The 20,112-nt window shown below is 71.1% G+C and carries 23 protein-coding genes; 15 read left to right on the top strand and 8 right to left on the bottom strand.

The genetic code is table 11. The features are described 5' to 3' along the window. Positions 1-69: 69 nt before the first annotated feature. The 6 genes from AB0J40_RS13820 to AB0J40_RS13795 are packed head-to-tail and all read left to right on the top strand — an operon-like array spanning position 70 to position 4,476. Positions 70-372, top strand: a complete 303-nt coding sequence (locus AB0J40_RS13820; protein WP_364451979.1) for an urease subunit gamma — start codon at positions 70-72, stop codon at positions 370-372. A gap of 10 nt (positions 373-382) precedes the next feature. Beyond that, positions 383-688: an urease subunit beta gene (locus tag AB0J40_RS13815; protein ID WP_364451977.1), complete on the top strand. Its 306-nt coding sequence runs from the start codon at positions 383-385 to the stop codon at positions 686-688. Next, positions 689-2,404 (top strand): urease subunit alpha, encoded by a 1,716-nt coding sequence (locus AB0J40_RS13810; RefSeq protein WP_364451974.1) that lies wholly within the window; start codon positions 689-691, stop codon positions 2,402-2,404. After that, positions 2,404-3,084: an urease accessory UreF family protein gene (locus AB0J40_RS13805; RefSeq protein WP_364451971.1), complete on the top strand. Its 681-nt coding sequence runs from the start codon at positions 2,404-2,406 to the stop codon at positions 3,082-3,084. The genes AB0J40_RS13810 and AB0J40_RS13805 overlap by 1 nt, the downstream gene beginning before the upstream one ends. Further along, positions 3,074-3,763, top strand: coding sequence for an urease accessory protein UreG (gene ureG / locus AB0J40_RS13800; RefSeq protein ID WP_364451969.1), 690 nt, complete (start codon positions 3,074-3,076; stop codon positions 3,761-3,763). The genes AB0J40_RS13805 and ureG overlap by 11 nt, the downstream gene beginning before the upstream one ends. After that, positions 3,760-4,476, top strand: coding sequence for an urease accessory protein UreD (locus AB0J40_RS13795; RefSeq protein ID WP_364451967.1), 717 nt, complete (start codon positions 3,760-3,762; stop codon positions 4,474-4,476). The genes ureG and AB0J40_RS13795 overlap by 4 nt, the downstream gene beginning before the upstream one ends. A gap of 105 nt (positions 4,477-4,581) precedes the next feature. Here the strand turns inward: AB0J40_RS13795 and AB0J40_RS13790 are convergent, their stop codons facing one another. Then, complete coding sequence (locus AB0J40_RS13790; protein ID WP_364451964.1) at positions 4,582-5,682, bottom strand: lipase family protein; 1,101 nt, start codon at positions 5,680-5,682, stop codon at positions 4,582-4,584. 89 nt (positions 5,683-5,771) lie between these two features. On the opposite strand from AB0J40_RS13790, the gene AB0J40_RS13785 reads away from it, so the two are divergent. Further along, the gene (locus AB0J40_RS13785) at positions 5,772-6,482 is read left to right on the top strand and encodes a TetR/AcrR family transcriptional regulator (protein ID WP_364451961.1); all 711 of its coding nucleotides are present in this window, start codon (positions 5,772-5,774) and stop codon (positions 6,480-6,482) included. Between the two features lie 46 nt (positions 6,483-6,528). Here AB0J40_RS13785 and AB0J40_RS13780 read toward each other — a convergent pair whose 3' ends face one another. Continuing rightward, complete coding sequence (locus tag AB0J40_RS13780) at positions 6,529-8,190, bottom strand: hypothetical protein (protein WP_364451959.1); 1,662 nt, start codon at positions 8,188-8,190, stop codon at positions 6,529-6,531. Between the two features lie 218 nt (positions 8,191-8,408). Between AB0J40_RS13780 and pdxH the strand changes: the two genes are divergently transcribed. The 3 genes from pdxH to AB0J40_RS13765 all read left to right on the top strand — a co-directional run bounded on the left by pdxH (position 8,409) and on the right by AB0J40_RS13765 (position 11,615). Further along, positions 8,409-9,074, top strand: a complete 666-nt coding sequence (gene pdxH, locus AB0J40_RS13775; RefSeq protein WP_364451956.1) for a pyridoxamine 5'-phosphate oxidase — start codon at positions 8,409-8,411, stop codon at positions 9,072-9,074. A 665-nt stretch (positions 9,075-9,739) separates the two neighbouring features. Next, positions 9,740-10,987, top strand: coding sequence for an MFS transporter (locus AB0J40_RS13770; RefSeq protein ID WP_364452567.1), 1,248 nt, complete (start codon positions 9,740-9,742; stop codon positions 10,985-10,987). Between the two features lie 79 nt (positions 10,988-11,066). Then, positions 11,067-11,615: a DUF3558 family protein gene (locus tag AB0J40_RS13765; protein ID WP_364451954.1), complete on the top strand. Its 549-nt coding sequence runs from the start codon at positions 11,067-11,069 to the stop codon at positions 11,613-11,615. A gap of 3 nt (positions 11,616-11,618) precedes the next feature. Here the strand turns inward: AB0J40_RS13765 and AB0J40_RS13760 are convergent, their stop codons facing one another. The 3 genes from AB0J40_RS13760 to AB0J40_RS13750 are packed head-to-tail and all read right to left on the bottom strand — an operon-like array spanning position 11,619 to position 13,851. Then, on the bottom strand, positions 11,619-12,443 hold the full coding sequence (locus tag AB0J40_RS13760) for an MBL fold metallo-hydrolase (RefSeq protein ID WP_364451952.1): 825 nt from the start codon (positions 12,441-12,443) through the stop codon (positions 11,619-11,621). Next, positions 12,440-13,273 carry an MBL fold metallo-hydrolase gene (locus AB0J40_RS13755; RefSeq protein WP_364451950.1) on the bottom strand — a complete coding sequence of 278 codons (834 nt, stop codon included), beginning with the start codon at positions 13,271-13,273 and terminating at the stop codon, positions 12,440-12,442. Before AB0J40_RS13755 ends, AB0J40_RS13760 begins: the two co-directional genes overlap by 4 nt. After that, positions 13,273-13,851 carry a TetR/AcrR family transcriptional regulator gene (locus AB0J40_RS13750; RefSeq protein WP_364451948.1) on the bottom strand — a complete coding sequence of 193 codons (579 nt, stop codon included), beginning with the start codon at positions 13,849-13,851 and terminating at the stop codon, positions 13,273-13,275. The genes AB0J40_RS13755 and AB0J40_RS13750 overlap by 1 nt, the downstream gene beginning before the upstream one ends. 67 nt (positions 13,852-13,918) lie before the next feature. On the opposite strand from AB0J40_RS13750, the gene AB0J40_RS13745 reads away from it, so the two are divergent. Together AB0J40_RS13745 and AB0J40_RS13740 are read left to right on the top strand one after the other, a co-directional pair. Next, entirely contained in the window at positions 13,919-14,821 is a 903-nt protein-coding gene (locus tag AB0J40_RS13745) for an aldose 1-epimerase family protein (RefSeq protein WP_364451946.1), read from the top strand. Then, complete coding sequence (locus tag AB0J40_RS13740) at positions 14,788-15,267, top strand: GNAT family N-acetyltransferase (RefSeq protein WP_364451944.1); 480 nt, start codon at positions 14,788-14,790, stop codon at positions 15,265-15,267. The genes AB0J40_RS13745 and AB0J40_RS13740 overlap by 34 nt, the downstream gene beginning before the upstream one ends. A gap of 14 nt (positions 15,268-15,281) precedes the next feature. On the opposite strand, the gene AB0J40_RS13735 is transcribed toward AB0J40_RS13740, so the two are convergent. Then, positions 15,282-15,686 (bottom strand): VOC family protein, encoded by a 405-nt coding sequence (locus AB0J40_RS13735; RefSeq protein WP_364451942.1) that lies wholly within the window; start codon positions 15,684-15,686, stop codon positions 15,282-15,284. A gap of 82 nt (positions 15,687-15,768) precedes the next feature. Between AB0J40_RS13735 and AB0J40_RS13730 the strand changes: the two genes are divergently transcribed. Next, positions 15,769-16,395, top strand: a complete 627-nt coding sequence (locus tag AB0J40_RS13730) for a TetR/AcrR family transcriptional regulator (RefSeq protein ID WP_364451939.1) — start codon at positions 15,769-15,771, stop codon at positions 16,393-16,395. Positions 16,396-16,443: 48 nt separating this feature from the next. Then, positions 16,444-17,661, top strand: coding sequence for an amidohydrolase (locus tag AB0J40_RS13725; RefSeq protein ID WP_364451936.1), 1,218 nt, complete (start codon positions 16,444-16,446; stop codon positions 17,659-17,661). Between the two features lie 19 nt (positions 17,662-17,680). Here the strand turns inward: AB0J40_RS13725 and AB0J40_RS13720 are convergent, their stop codons facing one another. Both AB0J40_RS13720 and AB0J40_RS13715 read right to left on the bottom strand, forming a co-directional pair. Next, complete coding sequence (locus AB0J40_RS13720; RefSeq protein WP_364451935.1) at positions 17,681-18,241, bottom strand: Uma2 family endonuclease; 561 nt, start codon at positions 18,239-18,241, stop codon at positions 17,681-17,683. Positions 18,242-18,290: 49 nt separating this feature from the next. Further along, positions 18,291-19,427, bottom strand: coding sequence for an acyl-CoA dehydrogenase family protein (locus AB0J40_RS13715; RefSeq protein ID WP_364451932.1), 1,137 nt, complete (start codon positions 19,425-19,427; stop codon positions 18,291-18,293). 101 nt (positions 19,428-19,528) lie between these two features. Here AB0J40_RS13715 and AB0J40_RS13710 point away from each other — a divergent pair, with 101 nt between their 5' ends. Beyond that, a complete protein-coding gene (locus AB0J40_RS13710; protein WP_364451929.1) occupies positions 19,529-20,110 on the top strand; it encodes a TetR/AcrR family transcriptional regulator in 582 nt (193 codons plus the stop codon). The last annotated feature ends 2 nt before the right edge of the window (positions 20,111-20,112 follow it).

Genomic DNA, 20,112 nt, shown 5'->3' with positions numbered 1-20,112 from the left:
GACGAAGCCCAGGTTAAAGGTATGTTTCCGAACCAGGCGGAGCCGTGGTCCGGGTGATAGACCTAGCGGATGCACCTCAGCCCGCAGGAGCGCGACAAGCTGCTCGTCCACGTGGCGGCCGACGTCGCGCGGAAGCGGCTGGACCGCGGCGTCCGGCTGAACTACCCGGAGGCGGTCGCGCTGATCACCGACCACGTCCTCGAAGGCGCCCGCGACGGGCGCACGGTCAGCGAGCTCGTGGCCAGCGGCCGGACCGTGCTCACCCGGGCGCAGGTGCTCGACGGCGTGCCCGAAATGGTGGACTCGGTGCAGGTGGAGGCCACGTTCCCGGACGGCACGAAGCTCGTCACCGTGCATGACCCGATCGTGTGAAGGAGGGCCGATGCACCCCGGTGAGATCATCCCCGGCGACGAGCCGGTCGAGCTGAACCCCGGCCGCCGGCGGGTCCGGCTGCTGGTCCGCAACCTCGGCGACCGGCCGGTGCAGGTCGGCTCGCACTACCACTTCGCCGCGGTGAACCCCGGCCTCGAATTCGACCGCGATCTCGCCCGCGGCCACCGGCTCGACGTCCCGGCCGGCACGTCGGTGCGCTTCGAACCCGGCGTCGAACGGGAAGTCGATCTTGTTCCGCTCGCCGGCGCCCGGCGCGTGCCGGGCTTGCGGTCCGAATTCTCGGGAGAGTTCTGAATGCCGCAGATCGACCGCGAGCGCTACGCCGAGCTGTTCGGCCCGACGACCGGCGACCGGATCCGGCTCGCCGACACCGACCTGCTGATCGAGGTCACCGAGGACCGCTCGATGGGGCCCGGCGGCTCCGGCGACGAGGTGCTCTTCGGCGGCGGCAAGGTCATCCGCGAGTCGATGGGCCAGGGGATGGCGACCCGCGCGGAGGGCGCGCCCGACCTGGTCATCACCGGCGCGGTGATCCTCGACCACTGGGGCGTCGTCAAGGCCGACGTCGGCGTCCGCGACGGCCGGATCGTCGGCATCGGCAAGGCGGGCAACCCGGACACGATGGACGGCGTCGACCCGGCACTGGTCATCGGCCCGTCGACGGAGGTGCTGGCCGGCAACGGCAAGATCCTCACCGCCGGTGGCATCGACTGCCACGTCCACTTCATCTGCCCGCAGCTCGTCGACACGGCGCTGGCGTCCGGGCTGACCACCCTGGTCGGCGGCGGCACCGGTCCGTCCGAAGGGACCAAGGCGACCACCGTCACGCCCGGCGCGTGGAACCTCGGCCGGATGCTGTCCGCCATGGACGGTTACCCGGTCAACGTCCTCTTGCTGGGCAAGGGCAACACCGTTCGGCACGAGGCGCTGCGCGAGCAGCTGGCGGCCGGGGCGGGCGGCTTCAAGCTCCACGAGGACTGGGGCACGACGCCGGCGGCGATCGACGCATGTCTCACCGTGGCGGACGAAGCCGGTGTCCAGGTCGCGATCCACACCGACACCCTGAACGAAGCCGGCTTCCTGGAGTCCACTGTGGACGCCATTGGCGGCCGCTCGATCAACGCCTACCACACCGAAGGCGCCGGCGGCGGGCACGCGCCGGACATCATCCAGGTCGTCTCGCTGCCGAACGTGCTGCCGTCGTCGACCAACCCGACCCGGCCGCACACGGCCAACACGCTCGACGAGCACCTCGACATGCTGGTCGTCTGCCACCACCTCAACCCGTCGGTGCCGGAGGACCTCGCGTTCGCCGAGAGCCGGATCCGGCCGTCGACGATCGCCGCCGAAGACGTGCTGCACGACATGGGCGCGATTTCGATGATGAGCTCGGACTCCCAAGCCATGGGCCGGATCGGCGAGGTGATCATCCGGACGTGGCAGACCGCGCACGTGATGAAACGCCGTCGCGGCGCGCTGCCCGGCGACGGCGCGGCCGACAACCTGCGGGCCCGGCGCTACGTCGCCAAGTACACGATCAACCCGGCCATCGCGCACGGGATGGAAACCGAGATCGGCTCGGTCGAGGTCGGCAAGCTCGCGGATCTGGTGTTGTGGGAGCCGAAGTTCTTCGGCGTCCGGCCGCACGTGGTCCTGAAGGGCGGGTTCCCGGCGTGGGCGGCGATGGGCGACGCGAACGCGTCCATCCCGACGCCGCAGCCGGTCCTGGCGCGCCCGATGTTCGGCGCGTCGATCGGGGCGGCACTGAGCCTGCACTTCGTGGCACCGTCCGCTTTGGACAGCGGGCTGCGCGAGACCTTCGGCATCACGCGGCCGCTGGTCGCCGTGTCGAACATGCGGGCGCGGACCAAGGCGGACATGGTGCTCAACGACGCCACGCCGGACGTCCGCGTCGAGCCCGACAGCTTCGCCGTGCACGTCGACGGCGAGCTGATCGAGCCGCGGCCGGTGACGGAACTGCCGATGGCCCAACGGTACTTCCTCTTCTGATGGACCTCTCGGCGCTGATCCTCGCGGACTCCCGCTTCCCCGGCGGTGGGCACGTCCACAGCGGCGGGCTGGAGGAGGTCGTCGCCCGCCGGCTGGTGACGTCCGTGCGCGATCTGCCGGGGTTCCTGTCCGGGCGGTTGCGGACGGCGGGGTTCCTCGCCGCGGTCTTCGCCGCGGCTTCTTGCCATGCCGCGGCCCGTGGTGTCCTTTCGGGACACTGGTCCCTTTTGGACGCCGAGCTGGACGCGCGGACGCCGTCGCTCGCGCAGCGCGAAGCGTCGCGCGCCCAGGGGCGCGGGACCGCGCGGGCCGGCCGGATCGCGTGGCCGTCTCCGGTTCTCGACGCGTTGCTGGCCGAGACCCCGCGTCCGCACCACCCGATCGTTCTGGGTGCGTTGACCGGCGTCGCCGGTGGCTCGCCGTACGACGCCGCGATGGCCGCCGCTTACCTGTCCGTGAGCGGACCGGCCAGTGCGGCCGTGCGGCTGCTGGGGCTGGATCCCTTTGCCGTCAACGCCGTCGTGGCCCGGCTCGACCTTGCTTCGGTTTGTGCGGAGGCGGCCGCCGTGGCGGGGGACGACCCGGCGTCGCTGCCGTCGCCGGGGTCGCCCGCGTTGGATCTGTTCGCCGAGGCGCACGCCCGGCACCACCAGGAAGAGGTGCGTCTCTTTGCCAGCTGAAGGCCACGGTCACGGTCACTTCCACGAGGTCAACTTCGACCCGACGGCCGCCGAGCCCGACCACTACGACGCGGCACCGACCGCCGGGCGCGCGTACCGGATCGGCATCGGCGGCCCGGTCGGCTCCGGCAAGACGGCGCTGACCGCCGCCTTGTGCCGCGCGCTGGGCGACGAGATCAACCTCGCCGTCGTCACGAACGACATCTACACGACCGAGGACGCGGACTTCCTGCGCCGGGCCGGGGTGCTGGACCCGGCCCGGATCGAAGCGGTCCAAACGGGAGCGTGCCCGCACACGGCGATCCGCGACGACATCACCGCGAACCTGGACGCGGTCGAGCGCCTGGAGGAGAAGTTCCCCGGCCTGGACCTGGTGATCATCGAGAGCGGCGGCGACAACCTGACGGCGGTGTTCAGCCGTGGGCTGGCCGACAGCCAGATCTTCGTGGTGGACGTCGCGGGCGGCGACAAGGTGCCGCGCAAGGGCGGCCCCGGCGTCACGACGGCGGACCTGCTGGTGATCAACAAGATCGACATCGCGCACCTGGTGGGCGCGGACATGGCCGTGATGACGTCGGACGCGCACCGGATGCGGGGTTCGCTGCCGGTCGTCACGCAGTCCCTTGTGGACACCCCGGACGCGCCGGCGGTGGCCGACTGGGTGCGTTCCCTGCTGTGAAGGCCCACGCCCGCCTGACGGCGTGCTTCGACGGAACCCGCACGGTGCTGCGCGAGCTGCGGTCGATGGCACCGTTGACGTTGTTCCCCCGCCGCGGCCGTGGCCCGGCCGCGGTGGTCCACCTGGTCAACTCGGCGACTTCGCCCCTGGGCGGGGACGATCTGCTGCTCACGGTCCGGGTCGAGCCGGGGGCGTCGCTGCGGTTGTCCGGGGTGGCGGCCACCTTGGCCTTGCCCGGGCTCCACGGCGAGTCATCTATGTCCACAGTGGACGTGGTGGTCGCCGAGGGCGGCTCGCTGGAGTACCTGCCGGAGCCGACGGTGATCACGTCGAAGGCTCGGCATGCGGCGGTGTTCCGCGCTTCGCTGGCCGCGGACGCGTACCTGCACACGCGCGAGGTGCTGGTCCTGGGGCGGGCGGGGGAGCGTCCGGGCTCGCTGACGACCTCGTTGGACGTGACGCGGGATTCCGTGCCGGTGCTCCGCCAGACGCTGTCGATCGGTTCTGGTCTGGACGGGAGCCTGGCGGTGCTGGCGGGCCGCCGGGTGCTGGCGTCGGACCTGGTGGTCGGCGGGCCGGAGCTGCCGGCGGCCTCGGGTGAGTGGTGGTCGCGCAGCCCGCTCGCCGCCGGTGGCTCGCTGGTGACTTCGCTGGCTCCCGATGCCGTGGCGGCGATGAAGGGGCTGGCCGAGGCTGGGGCCGCGGCGTTCTGAGCAGCCCCCGTTTTCCACGCTACCGGGAGGGGCCGACAGTTTCGGGCGGGTCGCACCGCTCGCCGGGGACGGACCCCCTGCGTCCGTCCCCGGCGAGCGGAACTCTCAGAACTTCGTGCCCAGCCAGTTCATTGCCACCGGGCCGCCGGCCGACACCCCGCCGATGTGTTCCAGCAGCGGGAACTCCTGCCACGTGACGGCGGCGCCCGCCGACTGCCACCGATCCCGCAAGGCCGTCCCCACCCCGAACGGGATCAGCTCGTCCAAAGTCGCGTGGTACAGGAACACCGGCGCCTTGGGAGCCGTCGTGCCCAGGTAGTTCTCGCCGAGGCGGGCCTGCCAGCGCGGGTCGTGGATCGGGTCCGGCACCGTCACGAAGTCCGTCAGGTGCGCGAACGGCGCCGCCGCGCCCAGCTCGACCGTGCACGCCTGGGACACCCTCGCCACCGCCTCGCGGCCGCGGTCGTTCAGGATCGACGTGAACGGCACGTCCGGGTACGCCGCCGCGAAACCCGTTGCCGCGCCCAGCACCAGGCCGAACGCCGCGCCGCCGTCGTTCGCGGCGAACACCGCGTTCAGGTCCGCCGGGACCCCGCCCGCCGCGACACCGACGACGTTCAGCGAAGGCGCGTAGGACCCCTGAAGCTCCGCCGCCCACGCCGCCGCCTGGCCGCCCTGCGAGTAGCCGAACACGCCCACCGGACCGGACGGCGACAATCCCGCCCCGGGAACCAGAGCGGCCGCGCGCGCCGCGTCCAGCACCGCCCGGCCCTCCGACCGGCCCACCGCGTACGTGTGCGGCCCCGGCGTGCCGAGTCCCTCGTAGTCCGTCACGACCACCGCCCAGCCCTGCGACAACGCCTGGGCCAGCAACGCGCTTTCGTTCTCGACGCCGTGCGCCAGCAGGTTCGACGGCGCGCACTGGTCGCCGAGCCCGTGCGTCCCCACCGCGTACGTGATCAGCGGGCGCGGGCCGCCGCGCAGCCACGGCGTCGGCGGCACCAGCAGCGTCCCGGAGACCGCGTTCGGCGCGCCGGTCGCCGACGTCGAGCGGTACAGCAGGTGCCACGCGCGGACCGGTGCGGGGAACGGGCCGACGAACACCGTCGTCGCCCGCGCGGACAGCAGGACACCGGGATCCGCGTGCGCGGCGGGCGTGCACACCGCGAAAAGCAGCGTGACGGCGACCAGTAACCGACGAAGCATCGTTGCCTCCGGCCTTGTGGTAATTCAGATTTTCACAAAGTAGCCAGCCCGGTAGGATCTGGCAATCCCTCAGAAGGAGGAGACAACCGGTGGCTCGCACGTACGGCGGTGTCGCACCCGAACAACGCCGCGCCGATCGCCGCGAGCGGCTGCTCACGGCCGGTCTCGAGCTGTTCACCTCCGCCGGCTTCCGGCACACGAAGATCACCGAGGTGTGCGGCCGCGCCGGCGTTTCGACGCGGAACTTCTACGAGGAGTTCACCGGCAAGGAGGACGTGCTGCGCACCCTCCACGACCGGATCAACAGCCTCGCCCTCGACCACGTCACCGCGGCGCTCGACAAGGTCGCCGACGCCGACGCGATGACCCGCATCGCGACGCTGCTGGACGTCTTCATCGACACGGTCACCGTCGACCCGCGGCTGCCGCGCCTCAACTACGTCGAAGCCGTCGGCGTCAGCGCGGAGCTCGAGGAACAACACCAGGTGTGGGTCGACCGCTGGGCGACGTTCATCGAGACGGAGGCGCGGCGCGCGGCCGAACACGGCGTCGCCCCGGACCGCGACTACCGGCTGACGGCGATCGCACTGGTCGGCGCGGCCACCGGCCTGCTGCGCGAGTGGCAGGCGCACGAGCCGCCGCTGCCGGTGGAGGACGTCGGCGCGGAACTGCGCGCGCTGATGCTGGCCGCCATCATGCGGCCGGAAAAGATCTTGGAAATCCCGGGCAACCCCGGCGGCGCCCCGAACGTGAAGAAGTCGAGCCGGGAGGGGGACCCGGGGGGAGGCCGGCTCACGTGAGGGCCCTTTCCCGGCCGCGGACGCCGGGAAAGGGCCCGCACGGACCTTACGGCGTTCGCGCGGCCGGCAGGCCCAGGTCGACCGGGCCGGCCGTCCGGCACATGTCGTGGCAGCTGTTGTCCAGCGTGCAGCACAGCGAGCAGATCGGGCCGTCCTGCTTCGCGCAGTCGGCGACGTCCGGCAGCTCGTACGGGTCGCCGCAGGCCGAGCAGATGTGCGTCGCGCGCGGATCGGCTCCCGTGGTCATGACCGTGTTCTCCCGCGACAGGTAGTACTTCCCCTTCGTGGCGACGGCCAGCGTCGGCACCAGGACGATCGCGATAACCAGCGCGAGCAGCGGGCTGAACGCGGCGAGGAACTGCCCGAAGGCACCGAAATACGCCACGATCGACACCGCCGACGCGACGACCATCGAGCCGAACCCGACCGGGTTGATCTTGTGCAGGTAGGCCCGCTTGAACTCGATGTAGCGCGGCGAGAGCCCGAGCGGTTTGGCGATCACCAGGTCGGCGCAGACGGCGCCGATCCACGCGATGGCGACGTTCGAGTAGAAGCCCAGGATCTTGTTGAGGAACCCGAACGCGCCGAACTCCATCAGCGCCAGCGCGATCCCGCAGTTGACCAGCACGTACCAGACGCGTCCCGGGTGCTTGTGCAGCACGCGGGAGAAGAAGTTCGCGAACGACAGCGAGCCCGAGTACGCGTTCGTCGTGTTGATCTTGATCTGCGAGACGACGACGAACAGCGCGGCGAACGTCAGCGCCACCGGGCCCAGCGCCGGTTTCACCGCTTCGAGGTACGGCGCGATCGGCTCCAGCGCGTGCGTCTTCCCGACGACGCCGAGCGCGAGGAACGCCAGCAGCGCGCCGCCGACCTGCTTCGCGGCGCCGAGGATTACCCAGCCGGGGCCGGCGGCGAGCACCGCGGCCCACCACGCCCGCTTGTTCTCCGCCGTCTTTTCGGGCATGAACCGCAGGTAGTCGGCCTGCTCGCCGATCTGCCCGATCAGGGAGAGGGCGACGCCCATCCCGAAGCCGAACCCGATCGCGGAGAACCCGGCGCCGGCGCCCTCGGTACCCCCGAAGTGGGTGAACTCGGCGAACTTGCCCGGCTCCCGGACCAGCACGACGACGAACGGCAGCACCAGCCCGGCGATCCACAGCGGCTGCGTCCAGGTCTGCATCTTCGCGACCGCGCCCATGCCGTAGAGGGCGAAGGGCAGCACGATGAGCGTCGCGAGCAGGTAGCCGATCGGCAGCGGGATGCCGAGGGCGAGCTCGAACGCCTGGCCCATGATCGAGCCTTCGAGGGAGAAGAAGATGACGGTGAAGCTCGCGTAGACGAGCGACGTCAGCGTCGACCCGAAGTAGCCGAAGCCGGCTCCGCGGGTCAGCAGGTCCATGTCCACTCCGGACTTGGCGCAGGCGGCCGCGATGGGCACGCCGGTCACGAAGATGACGACGGCCGCGGCGAGGATCGCCAGGACGCCGGAGGTGAAGCCGTAGGAGAGGACGATGCTGGCGCCGATCGCGAAGTCGGCGAGGTAGGCGATGCCGCCCAGCGCCGTCGTCGCGACCACGAACGGGGACCACTTCCGAAACGAATGGGCGGCGAAGCGCAGTGAGTAGTCTTCGCGGTTTTCGTTGGCCGCGAGCGGGGCGTACCGGCGCTTCGCGGTTTCTTCGGCGTTCGACAGGGTCTCGGTCATGCCTGCCTCCGGGGTGGTGGGGAACGGGCCGAAGGTAGGTGTGTCCTGTATCGATCCTGGTCCAGCGGGTAACGCGGGGGTTACGGCTTGTTGTCCAGCGGTTACGCCGCGGTGGTGGCGGGTGTCACCGTTCAGTGGGTTCCGCCGCAGCTCGCCAGGCCCTAACGTGCCTAGAGCCGAAGTCGACTGATGCCCCGACCGGGCGTGGAGGTTTGGCGATGATGCCGGAGATCGAAGACGCCGTGGTTCGCTTGCCCGGGATGCGGGTGGCGTACGACGGTGCCGCGTTCGACGAATCCGCGCTGGCGGCCACCTGGACCGACCAGCTGCAGGGCTGGCTGAACCAGGCTGTCGCGGCCGGAATCGCCGAACCGAACGCGATGGTGCTGGCGACGGCGGACGCCGAAGGCAGGCCATCGTCCCGCACGGTGTTGTGCAAGGGCCTTGATGACCGCGGCGTGGTGTTCTACACGAACTACACATCGGCGAAGAGCCACGACCTGACGGCGACGCGCTACGCGTCGGTGACGTTCCCGTGGTACGCGCTGCACCGCCAGGTCCACGTACGCGGCGAGGTCGAGAAGGTCGGCGTCAAGGAGACGGCGGAATACTGGGCCCAGCGCCCCCGCGGCTCCCAGCTGGGGGCGTGGGCCTCGCCGCAGTCCCGGGTAGTCGACGGGCGACGGGCGTTGGACAACGCACTGAGCGGCATCGAGCGGCGGTTCGCGGACGTGGAGCAGATCCCGGCCCCGCCACACTGGGGCGGCTGGCGGATCCGGCCGGATATGGTCGAGTTCTGGCAGGGGCGCGAGGACCGGATGCACGACCGGCTGCGGTACGTCCGGAACGACGACGGGTGGAACATCGAGCGCGTCGCTCCCTGAGTTCGGGTGCCAGCCGCGGCCGTGAGGTGGTTCTCCGCCTCACGGCCGCGGCTTTGGTTTTGGCGGGCCGGGACTGGTTGTCCACAGGTGATCCGTGATGTGGATGAACGCCGGGCTCAGCGGGGTTTTCCCGGCTTTCTGTCCGGTGGTGCCGATAGGCTGAAAGCGGGGGCTCCCCCAGGGAGGTCGGGCTCTGCGCGGCGGGGCGGCTCGGCGGGGCTGTTCGGCGGGAGCCGGTCGGCGGGGCTGCTCGGCGGGAGCCGGTCGACGAGACCGCTTGGCCGGCCTGCGCGGCGGGGCAGCACGGCGGGGCCGGTCGACGGGCGCCGGTCAATGGGACCGCTTGGCCGACCTGCGCGGCAGGGCGGCTCGGCGGGAGCCGGTCGACGGGACCGCTTGGCCGGCCCGTGTGTACCGGGAACAGCGCGACAGAAACGGCGTGCCCCGTCAGCCGCCGGGTCGGGACTCGTGCCTCGGAACCGCGTGCCCAGGGAAACGCTTGCCGGGGACCCCTCGGGAATCCCGCGGGCGTCGGGAACCGCTCACCAGGGACCGCGCGCCCCAAAACCGCGCGACGGAAATCACGCGACCCCAGGTAGTTAGCCGAGCTAAACTAATCCGTTGTGACCTCTGAGCCCGAGACCCTGCCGCCCCGGTCGGGCCGCGTGCGCAGCCTCTTCAGCCGGATCATCGTCGACACCCGGCCGCTCAAGATCCCCGCCTTCCGGCGGCTTTGGCTGTCCACTGTGGTCACCGCCGTCGGCACCCAGCTGACCGCCGTCGCCGTGCCCAAGCAGGTCTTCGACCTCACCGGGTCCTCCGCCTACGTCGGGCTCACCGGGCTCGTCGCCCTTGTCCCGCTGCTGGTCTTCGGGCTCTGGGGCGGGGCCGTCGCCGATGCCGTCGACCGGCGGAAGCTGCTCGTCGTCACCAACGTCCTCGTCGCGATCACCTCCGCGCTGCTGTGGCTGCAGGCCTTCCTGAACTTCGGCTCCGTCTGGCTCGTCCTCGGGCTGCTCGCCGTCAACCAGGCGCTCTTCGCGATCAACATGCCCACGCGCGGCGCCGTCGTCGCGCGGCTCGTGCCGGACGAGCTGCTGCCCTCCGCCAACGCCCTCAGCTCGACGATGTCCACCTTCGGCGCCGTCTTCGGGCCGCTGCTCGCCGGTGCGCTCATCCCCGTCCTCGGCCTCTCGACCCTCTACCTGATCGACGTCCTCGCCCTCACCGTCACGCTCGTCGCCGTCTGGCGGCTGCCCGCCATCCCGCCGCTCAACGGCCCGTCGCGCCGCGCCGGGGTCAGCGACGTCATCGACGGCTTCAAGTACCTCGCCACCAAGAAGGTGCTGCTGGCCTCGTTCGTCGCCGACATCATCGCGATGGTCTTCGGCATGCCGCGCGCGCTGATCCCGGAGATGGCCGAACGCACCTTCGGCGACCCGCCCGGCGGCGGCCCCGCGCTCGGCTGGCTCTACGCCGCCCTGCCCGCCGGCGCGATGCTGATCGGTCTCTTCTCCGGCTGGCTGACGCGCATCCAGCGCCAGGGCGTCGCGGTCGTCGTGGCGATCTGCGCGTGGGGTGCCGCGGTGGCCGCCTTCGGGCTCGCGCACTCGCTGTGGCTCGCCGTGGTCTTCATGGCCGCGGCCGGCGCGGCCGACATGGTCAGCGCCGTCTACCGGATGGCGATCCTGCAGGTCGCGACCACCGACGAGATGCGCGGCCGGCTCCAGGGCGTCTTCACGGTCGTGGTCGCCGGCGGTCCGCGGATCGCCGACCTCGTGCACGGCTGGGGCGCGGCCGCGTTCGGCACCGCGGCCGCCGCGTCCGTCGGCGGTGTGCTCGTGATCGTGTCCGTGTGCGCGTCGATGTTCCTGCTCCCGGCGTTCTGGCGGTACCGGGCGCCGACCGCGTAGGCCGTGGAATCGAATCTGTGGAGCGAAGCTCCTCCGTTGAGGGCGGCGGTGGGGGCATCGGCGGAGTACCGTGCCCGATATGCGCACTCTCGCCGTCGCCCTGGTCGCTTTCGCCGCGTTGACCGCCTGCTCTTCGGGCGACGAGCCGTCGAAGGCGCCGTCGTCCTCGAAGCCGAGCGAAGCGCCGAAGCCGAGCGCGAACGCGGCTTCGCTGGACCCGTGCAAGCTGCTGCCCGCCGCCGCCGTGTCGAAGGCGCTGTTCCTGGACAACCTCCAGGCCGTCGCCGGCCCGGTGCAGGACAACGCGGCCAACGGCGGCAAGGCCCGCAGCTGCGAGTACCAGCTGAACGGCAAGGCCGCGGGCGCGCTCGCGGTGACCCGCTACGAGGGCCGCCAGGCGAAGCCGGCCGACATGGTCGCGTCCATCAAGAAGGCGAAGGCCGGCGCTCAGGACGTCGCCGGCTTCCCGGACGGCGCCGTGTACTACGTCGACGAGCAGAAGACGGCGACGCTCGCCTCGGCCGAGCTGGTGTCGGGCACGCCCGTGCTGATCAACTACACCGGCCCGGCCAAGATGACGCCGGAGCAGATGGCCCCGCTGGTCAAGACGGCTCTCGACGCCAGCTGACCGTCAGCGCCGCAGCGCGGCCAGTTCGACCGGGCTGTGCGCGGAGAACACCCGCACCTCGTCCTGGTGGTCCCGCGCCAGCTCGTGCAGCCGCGCCAGGTTCTCCAGCCGCGGCCCGCGCAGCGTCTGGACGATGTTCTGGAACGCCGTCAGGCCCGGCGGGCAGTGCGGCGCCACCGGGTCCAGCTGGCCGTGGAAGAAGTACGCGTCGCCGGCGTGCAGGAGCCAGCCGTCGCCGGTGTCGACCGCGACGCCCGTGTGGCCGCGCGTGTGGCCGGTCAGCGGGACCAGCAGGATCTCCTCCGGCAGGCCCTTCAGCGACCGGACGGCCTCGAAGTCGAACCACGGCTCGCCCAGCTCGTCGTACGTGCTCCACAGCGGCCGGTGTGCGAACTGCGCCGCGCGGTACCGGTTCTTCTCCGCCGCGTTCGCCGGCGACGTCGCCGCCCGGTGCTCCTCCGCGCGGACGTGCACGACGGCGTTCGGGAAGTCCGCCAGCCCGCCCGCGTGGTCGACGTCGAGGTGCGTCATCACGATGTGTCGGACGTCGGCCGGGTCCAGGCCGAGTGCCTTGATCTGCGCGACGGCCGTCTCGGCGGCCGCCGGCTTGGCGCCGACCATCACCAGGAACGGCCGGCCGAGCCACTCGTCCGGCCGGGCCACGCCCTGCGTGCCGAACCCGGTGTCGACCAGCACCAGGCCGTCGCCGGTCTCGATCAGCAGGCAGTGCGCCACCAGTTCCGCCCGCCGCAGCAGGCCGGGTTCGCCGTCGAGCAGCTTGCCGCCCGCCGGGCGCATCGATCCGCAGTTCAGGTGGTGCACCTTCATACCCTGCTCCTGGAGCTCAGCCGGACGAACTCGGTCTCGTCGTGCGCGGCGAAGACGGTCACCTCGTCGCCGTGCTCCTGAACAAGCTGGCGCAGGCGGCGGTGATTGTCCAGCCTGGCGCGCTTGACCGTCTCCATGTGGCCCTCGAACCACTTCAGGCCCGGCGGGCAGTGCGGGGCGGCCGCGACCTGGCCGTGGAAGAAGTACGAGTCGCCGGCGTTGAGCAGCCAGCCGGCCCCGGTGTCGACGGCGACCCCGGCGTGCCCGCGCGTGTGCCCGGACAGTGGAACCAGCAGGATCTCCGGCGGCAGGCCGTCGAGCTGCCGGACGGCATCGAAGCCGAACCACGGTTCGCCGGTGTCCGCATAGGACGTCCACTGTGGACCGTGTGCGAACTGGATCCGCCGGTAGCGGCCGCGTTCGGCGGCGTCGCGCGGTTCGGTGAACGCCCGCAGCTCTTCGGCGTAGACGTGCACCCGCGCCCACGGGAAGTCGATCAGCCCGCCGGCGTGGTCGAGGTCGAGGTGGGTCAGCACGATGTCGCGGACGTCCGCCGGGTCGAACCCGAGCGCGCGGATCTGCGCGATCGCCGTCTGCGCCGGGTCGGCGACCGGGTTGGACTGGCGGACGAAACCCGCGCCCAGCCAGGCGTTCCGGTCGACGGCGGCCGGCGTGCCCATGCCCGTCTCGACGAGCACGAGGCCGGTGTCCGTCTCCAGCAGCAGGCAGTGGCAGACCATGGTGGCACGCCGGAACACGCCCGGCCGCCCGTCGACCAGCCTGCCGCCGAGTGGTCGCATGGTGCCGCAGTTCAGGTGGTGGACGCGCATCAGGAGAGCTCCCGGTCGAGGGTGGCGTGCAGGTGGGTGGCGACGGCGCGCAGCGGCGCGAGGTCGCGGCGGGTGCGGGCCAGCAGCAGCCCGCCTTCGATCGCGGCGAGCACGACGGTGGCCAGCTCGTCCGCGCGCTCGGCGGAAAGCTGTTGCCGTGCAAGGTATTCCCGCAGAATTTCGTGCCACGAGGAGTACCCGTGCACACAGGCCTCGCGGATCGGCTCGCTCTCCGCGGCGGCGTCCAGCGCGACTGTCGCGAGTGGACATCCGCGCTGGAAGTCGGACTCGGTGAGGAAGGCGGCCAGAGCCTCGACGGCCCGGTCGATCGCGGCCGGCGCGTCGGGCGCGTCCTTCAGGACCGCTTCGAGCAGCGCGCCCGTGCGCTCGCCCGACAGTCGGACGGCTTCGGCGGCGAGCTGTTCCTTGCCGCCGGGGAAGTGGAAGTACAACGAGCCCTTCGGTGCGCCGCCTGCAGTCGTCAGCTGGGTGAGGCCGGTGGCGTGGTAGCCCTGGGTGTGGAACAGGTCGGCGGCGGTGTCGAGCATCCGCTGCCGCGTGTCGGTGCGACGGACCATGGCGCCGACTGTAGCTCAAACTATGACGACCGGTCTAGTTACATTCTGGATCGGTAAGGTCGTCCCCATGGGCAACCCGACCGGTCAGCAGTTCGAGATCACCCGCGGCAACGCGCGCGCCGTCGTCACCGAAATCGGCGCGGGCCTGCGCGCGTTCGAAGTCGGCGGAGTGCCGTACGTCGAGGAGTTCCCCGAAGACGCGAAGCCGCCGAAGGGTGCGGGGCAGGTGCTGCTGCCCTGGCCGAACCGGACCAAGGGCGGCAAGTGGACGTTCCAGGGCGAGGAGCAGCAGCTCGAGATCACCGAGGAGGCGCGCGGCAACGCCATCCACGGCCTGACCCGCCACCTCGAGTGGGAGCTGGTGGAGCACGCCGAGTCGTCGATCACCCTGGCCGTCGACGTCGAGGTGCAGCCCGGCTGGCCGGTGCCGCTGCGGGCGACCGTGACCTACGAGGTCGCGCCGCGCGAGCTGACCGTCACCCACGAGATCCGCAACGAGGGCGAGCAGCCGATCGGCGTCGGCGTCGGCACGCACCCGTACTTCCGGATCGGCGACGTCCCGACCGACGAGCTGACCCTGACGCTGCCGGCGAGCCGGGTGCGTCCGTACGAGGGTGACCAGCAGATGCCGTACGCGCCGGAGCAGGACGTCGAGGGCACGGCGTACGACTTCCGCGCCGGGCGGGTGCTGGCCGGGGTCGACCTGGACACGGCGTTCGGCTCGTTGTCCGCTTCGGACGGCGAGCACCAGTTCGTGCTGTCCCACGAGGACCAGCGGCTGGTGGTCTGGACCGGCCCGGACTTCCGCTGGGTGCAGGTGTTCACCCCGGACGACCTGGTCGGCCGCGGCCGCGCGGTGGCGATCGAGCCGATGACGTGCCCGGCGGACGCGCTCAACACGGGCACGGACCTGATCGAGCTGGAGCCGGCGTCGTCGTGGTCGGGCAGCTGGGGCATCCGCGTCCGGTGATCCGGCTGGGAGTGGCCGACGCGGGCGAAGTCCTGACGCTGCAACGCGCGGCGTACGTGACGGAGGCGCGCGCCCACGACGACTGGGACTTGCCCCCGCTGCTGGAGACGTTGGACGAGACTCGGGCGGCGCTTTCCGGGTTGTCGTGGGGCATCCGCGAGGCGGGCCGGCTGGTCGCTTCGGTGCGGTTGACGGTGACCGGATCGGTGGGGGTGATCGGCCGGCTGGTCGTCGCGCCGGACCGGCAGGGGTTCGGGCTGGGTGGGTCGCTGCTGCTCGCCGCCGAGGCCGCGGCGCCGCCTGAGGTGACCGTGTTCCGGCTGTTCACCGGGTCGAAGAGTGTCGGGCCGCTGGCGTTGTACGCGAAGCACGGGTACCGGGAAACGCACCGGACGCCGGAGAACAACCACGAACTCGTGCACTTGGAGAAGACCCGGGTTCGGTGAGCGCCGAGCCGGGTTCAGTTCTGGCCGGCCCACTGGACCAACTGGACGACGACCCCGTTGGGGTCGGTCACCTGGAACAGGCGTTCCCCCCAGGGTTCCTCGCGCAGCGGCATGGTGATCGGCGCTCCGGCGGCCCGCAGCCGTGTCTCCTCTTCGTCGAGGCCGGCCGCCAGCGTGTAGGCGAGGATCAGGCCGGCGGCGCGCTGGTCGCGCTGCTCCGGCGGCAGCACCTCGATCCCGCGGGCGAGCAGAACCACGTCGAACGCGTCCGGCCGGGTCAGGGACGCGAAGCCCTCGGCCGCCTGCTGGACGGTGTAGCCGAGGTACGCGGTGAAGAACTCCTGCGACGCGGCGACGTCGTCGACGGTCAGCGAGACGGTGGAAGCGGTGAACTGCACGAAACTACTCAGGTGGCTCATCGTAAACTTGCTATCGACGTAAGATTAGCCAGGCCGGATCTCGGGTGTCAACATAAATTTACTACGAGGGTAAGATTGCCTCATGACGACCGAGACCGCGCCGGGGCTCCGTGAAAGCAAGAAGCAGGAGACCCGGCAGCTCATCTCCGACCACGCGACCCGGCTGTTCATCGCCCAGGGGTTCGACCGGACGACCATCGCCGAGATCGCCGACGCCGCCCGCGTCGCCAAGAAGACCGTCACCAACTACTTCGCGCGCAAGGAAGACCTGGCACTCGACCACCAGGAGGAGTTCGTCGCCTCCCTGGCCGACGCCGTGAACGCGCGCCGGCCGGAGGAGTCGGTGCCGGCCGCGCTGCGCCGCGCGTTCGCCGACGCCGTCGCCGCCCGGGACCCGGTCGCGGGCTTCTCGGGGCCGGAGTTCGCCCGCATGGTCGCCGACAGCCCGACCTTGACCGCCTGCCTGCGCGGCCTGCACGACCAGCGCGAACAGCGTCTGGCCGGGGCGCTGGCCGAAGTCATGGAAACCGACCCGGACGACATCGCCGTCGAGGCCGTGGCCGGCCTGCTGGGCGCGGTGCACCGCGTGCTGTTCCAGCGGATCCAGGCCCTGACCCTCGCCGGGCAGCCCGCCGACCGGATCGCCGAGCTCATCGCCGCCGACGCCACGCGGGCGTTCGACCTGCTGGAAGCCGGGCTGTCCGCTTAGCCGTCCCCGCGTGCACGCGTCCGGACGAGTTCGTTAGCGTGGCGAACTATGGCGAAGGCAATTGTCGGGGGCTACGTCGTCCCCATCGACGGTGATCCCATCGACGGCGGCACGGTCCTGATCGACGGCGGCAAGATCGTCGCCATCGGGACCGAGGCCGATGTCGACATCCCGGAAGACGCCGAACTGGTCGACGCGGCCGGCACCTGGGTGCTGCCCGGCTTCATCGACGCCCACGCCCACCTCGGCGTCCACGAGGAGGGCGAAGGCTGGTCCGGCAACGACACCAACGAGATGACCGACCCGAACGGCGCCCGCTTCCGCGCCATCGACGGCATCGACCCGTACGAGCCCGGCTTCGACGACGCGCTGGCCGGAGGCGTCACGAGCGTCGTCATCAAGCCCGGGTCGGGCAACCCGATCGGCGGTCAGACGATCGGCGTCAAGACCTGGGGCCGCAGCATCCTCGACATGATCTTCGCGGAGCACGTCAGCGTGAAGAGTGCGCTCGGCGAGAACCCGAAGCGCGTGTACGGCGACAAGAAGCAGACGCCGTCGACGCGGCTGGGCGTCGCGGCGATCCTGCGCGAGGCGTTCACGAAGGCCCGCAACTACCAGGCGAAGCGCGCGCACGCGGAGTCCGAGGGCAAGCCGCACGAGGTCGACCTGACGCTGGAAACGCTGTCGAAGGTCCTCGACGGCGAGCTGTACTGGGACCAGCACGTCCACCGCGCGGACGACATCGTGACGGCGCTGCGGCTGGCCGACGAGTTCGGCTACAAGCTGGTGATCAACCACGGCACCGAGGGCCACCTGATCGCCGACCTGCTGGCCGAGCGGGACGTGCCGGTGATCCTGGGGCCGCTGTTCACGACGAAGTCCAAGGTCGAGCTGCGCAACCGGACGCTGCGGTCGGCGGGCATCCTGGCCCGCGCGGGCGTGAAGATCGCGATCACCACGGACCACCCGGTGATCCCGATCAACTTCCTGGTCTACCAGGCGGCCCTGGCGGTCAAGGACGGCCTCGACCCGGCGACGGCGCTGCGCTCGCTGACGATCAACCCGGCGTCGATGCTGGGCCTGGACGAGCAGATCGGCTCGCTGAAGCCAGGCCTGGACGCGGACGTCGTGCTGTGGTCGGGCGACCCGCTGGACGTGATGAACCGCGCCCTGCGCGTGTTCGTCCGGGGCGACGAGGTGTACCACTTCGACGAGTCGCTGGGCGAAGGCGTGTCGAAGGACCGCCGGTACCGCGAAACCCGTTGAGTTTCGGACGGCACGCCGGTTACCGGGCGGTTCCGGCGTGCCGTCCGATCAGTGCGTCGAGGTCGATCTTGACCGGGAACGGGACGTCGGTGGTGAAGGTCCCGGTGACCGCGCCCGCACCCCGGTGGCCGGCGCAGGCGACCAGCGACACCGGCCCGGTGATGTCGACGATCCAGTAGTGCGGGATGCCGGCGTCGGCGTACTCGTCGCGTTTCACCTGGTAGTCGGTGCGCTTCGAGCCCGGCGACACCACCTCGGCCACGAGGAGCACTTCGTCGGCCCGCAGCAGGCCGCCCGGCCTGGCGAGTGCGGCCCGGCCGAAGACGAGCAGGTCCGGCCGGCGGGAGAACCCCGGTTCGCCGGTGGGCACGAGACACAGGTCGAGATCGGTGGCCACGGCGAACGCGAGCCCCGGTGGCAGCTGCCGCTCGAGCTGCCCGGCCAGCAGGCAGACCGCCATGTCGTGCGTCCGGCCGGAACCGGGGCAGGTCACGACGCGACCTTCGGTCAGCTCGGTGAAACCGGAGCCGGTTTCGCCGAGCGCCGCGTACTCCTCGATGGTCAGCAGATGGCCGGGCATGGCGCAACGGTATCCGTCGCGCACGCGGGACAGTCACCGCTCGATCGGGTCAGGCTTTCTTCAGCTCCCGGGCGATCACCATCCGCTGGATCTGGTTCGTGCCTTCGAAGATCTGCGGCACCTTCGCCTCCCGCATGTACCGCTCCACCGGGAAGTCCCGCGTGTACCCGGCCCCGCCCAGCACCTGCACGGCGTCGGTCGTCACCTTCATCGCGCCGTCCGTCGCCACCAGCTTCGCGATCGATGCCTGGCGCTGGAACGGCAGCCCGCGGTCGCGCCGCCGGGCCGCGTCCAGGTAGCAAGCCCGGGACGACTCCACCACCGCCGCCATGTCGGCCAGCAGGAACTCGACTCCCTGGAAGTCGATGATCGGACGGCCGAACTGCGACCGTCCCTTCGCGTACGTCACCGCCTCGTCCAGTGCCGCCTGCGCCAGGCCCACCGCGCACGCCGCGATCCCGAGCCGGCCCGAACTCAACGACGACAGCGCGATCCGAAGACCGTCGCCGGGCGCACCCAGCAGGCGCGACGAAGGAACCCGGGCGTCCTCGAAGATCATCTGGGCCGTCGGGGAGCCCGTCAGGCCCATCTTGCGCTCGCGCGGCGCCGCCGAGAGGCCGGGAGTCGCCGAAGGGACCAGCAGGCACGAAATCTCTTCCGGACCCGTCCGGACCATCGTCGTGTAGAAGTCCGCCACCCCGGCGTGCGTGATCCACGCCTTCGTGCCGTTGATGACGTAGTCCGCGCCGTCGAGACGCGCGCGGGTCGACAATGCCGCCGCGTCGGAACCCGCGTGCGTCTCCGACAGCGCGTACGCCCCCAGCAGGGAGCCCTCCAGCATCTCCGGCAACCACTCGGAACGCTGGGCGTCCGTGCCGTACTCCGCCAGCGCGTAGCAGGACATCGTGTGCACCGACAGCCCGACGCCGACCGTCATCCACGCCGTCGCGATCTCCTCGAGGACCTGCAGGTACACCTCGTACGGCACCTCGCCGCCGCCCCAGCGCTCTGCATACGGCAGCCCCAGCAGGCCCGACTTGCCGAGCAGGCGGAACTGCTCGCGCGGGAACTGCTCGGCCTCTTCGGCCGCCGACGCCCGGGGTGCCAGCTCCTCGCGCGCGATCTCGCGGGCCAGTGAGACCAGGTCCTCGGCTTCGGAGGAGGGCAGCAGGCGTTCGGCGGGCATCATCGTCCTCCAAAGCGGTACTGAAAACAGTACTGTGGGCTCGTTTATAGTACAGTACGACAGGCCTGGGGTGGCCGGAAGACGTAGGAGATAGTGAGCCGATGCCCCCCGAACCCCGCCGACGCCCGACCGCGCGCCAGCGCGCCCTGCTCGGTGACCTCGAGGCGCTCTTCCTCGCGGAGGGGTTCGCCGACTTCACCCTCGACGACCTCGCCGGCCGCCTGCGCTGCTCGAAGTCGACGCTCTACGCGCTCGCGCCCAGCAAGGAGCAGCTCGCCGTCAAGGTCGTCACCCACTTCTTCCGGGGCGCCGGCGAACGGATCGAGGAACGCATCGCCGGGATCGACGACGCCCGCAAGCTCATCGGGGAGTACCTGGCCGGCGTCGCCGAGCACCTGAACCGCGCGTCGCCGGCGTTCATGCGCGACCTCGCCGAGTTCGGGCCGGCCCGCGAGGCCTACCAGGTCAACAGCCGGTTCGCGGCGAAGCGCCTTCGCGAGTTCATCGACAAGGGTGTCGCCGACGGCGTCTTCCGCGACGTCCACGCCCGGCTCGTCGCCGAGATGACGAACCTGATCGTCGAAGGCATCCAGACCGGCGAGCTCGGGCGGCGGATCGACGTCTCCGACGCCGAGGCGTTCACCGCCCTGGGTGAACTGCTGCTCGGCGGGCTGAACAAATAGCG

It is taken from the genome of Amycolatopsis sp. NPDC049691 (assembly GCF_040675005.1).
Taxonomy (GTDB): Bacteria; Actinomycetota; Actinomycetes; order Mycobacteriales; family Pseudonocardiaceae; genus Amycolatopsis.
Note: the sequence above shows the minus strand (reverse complement) of the source record. Positions and strands in the feature narration are given on the sequence as shown.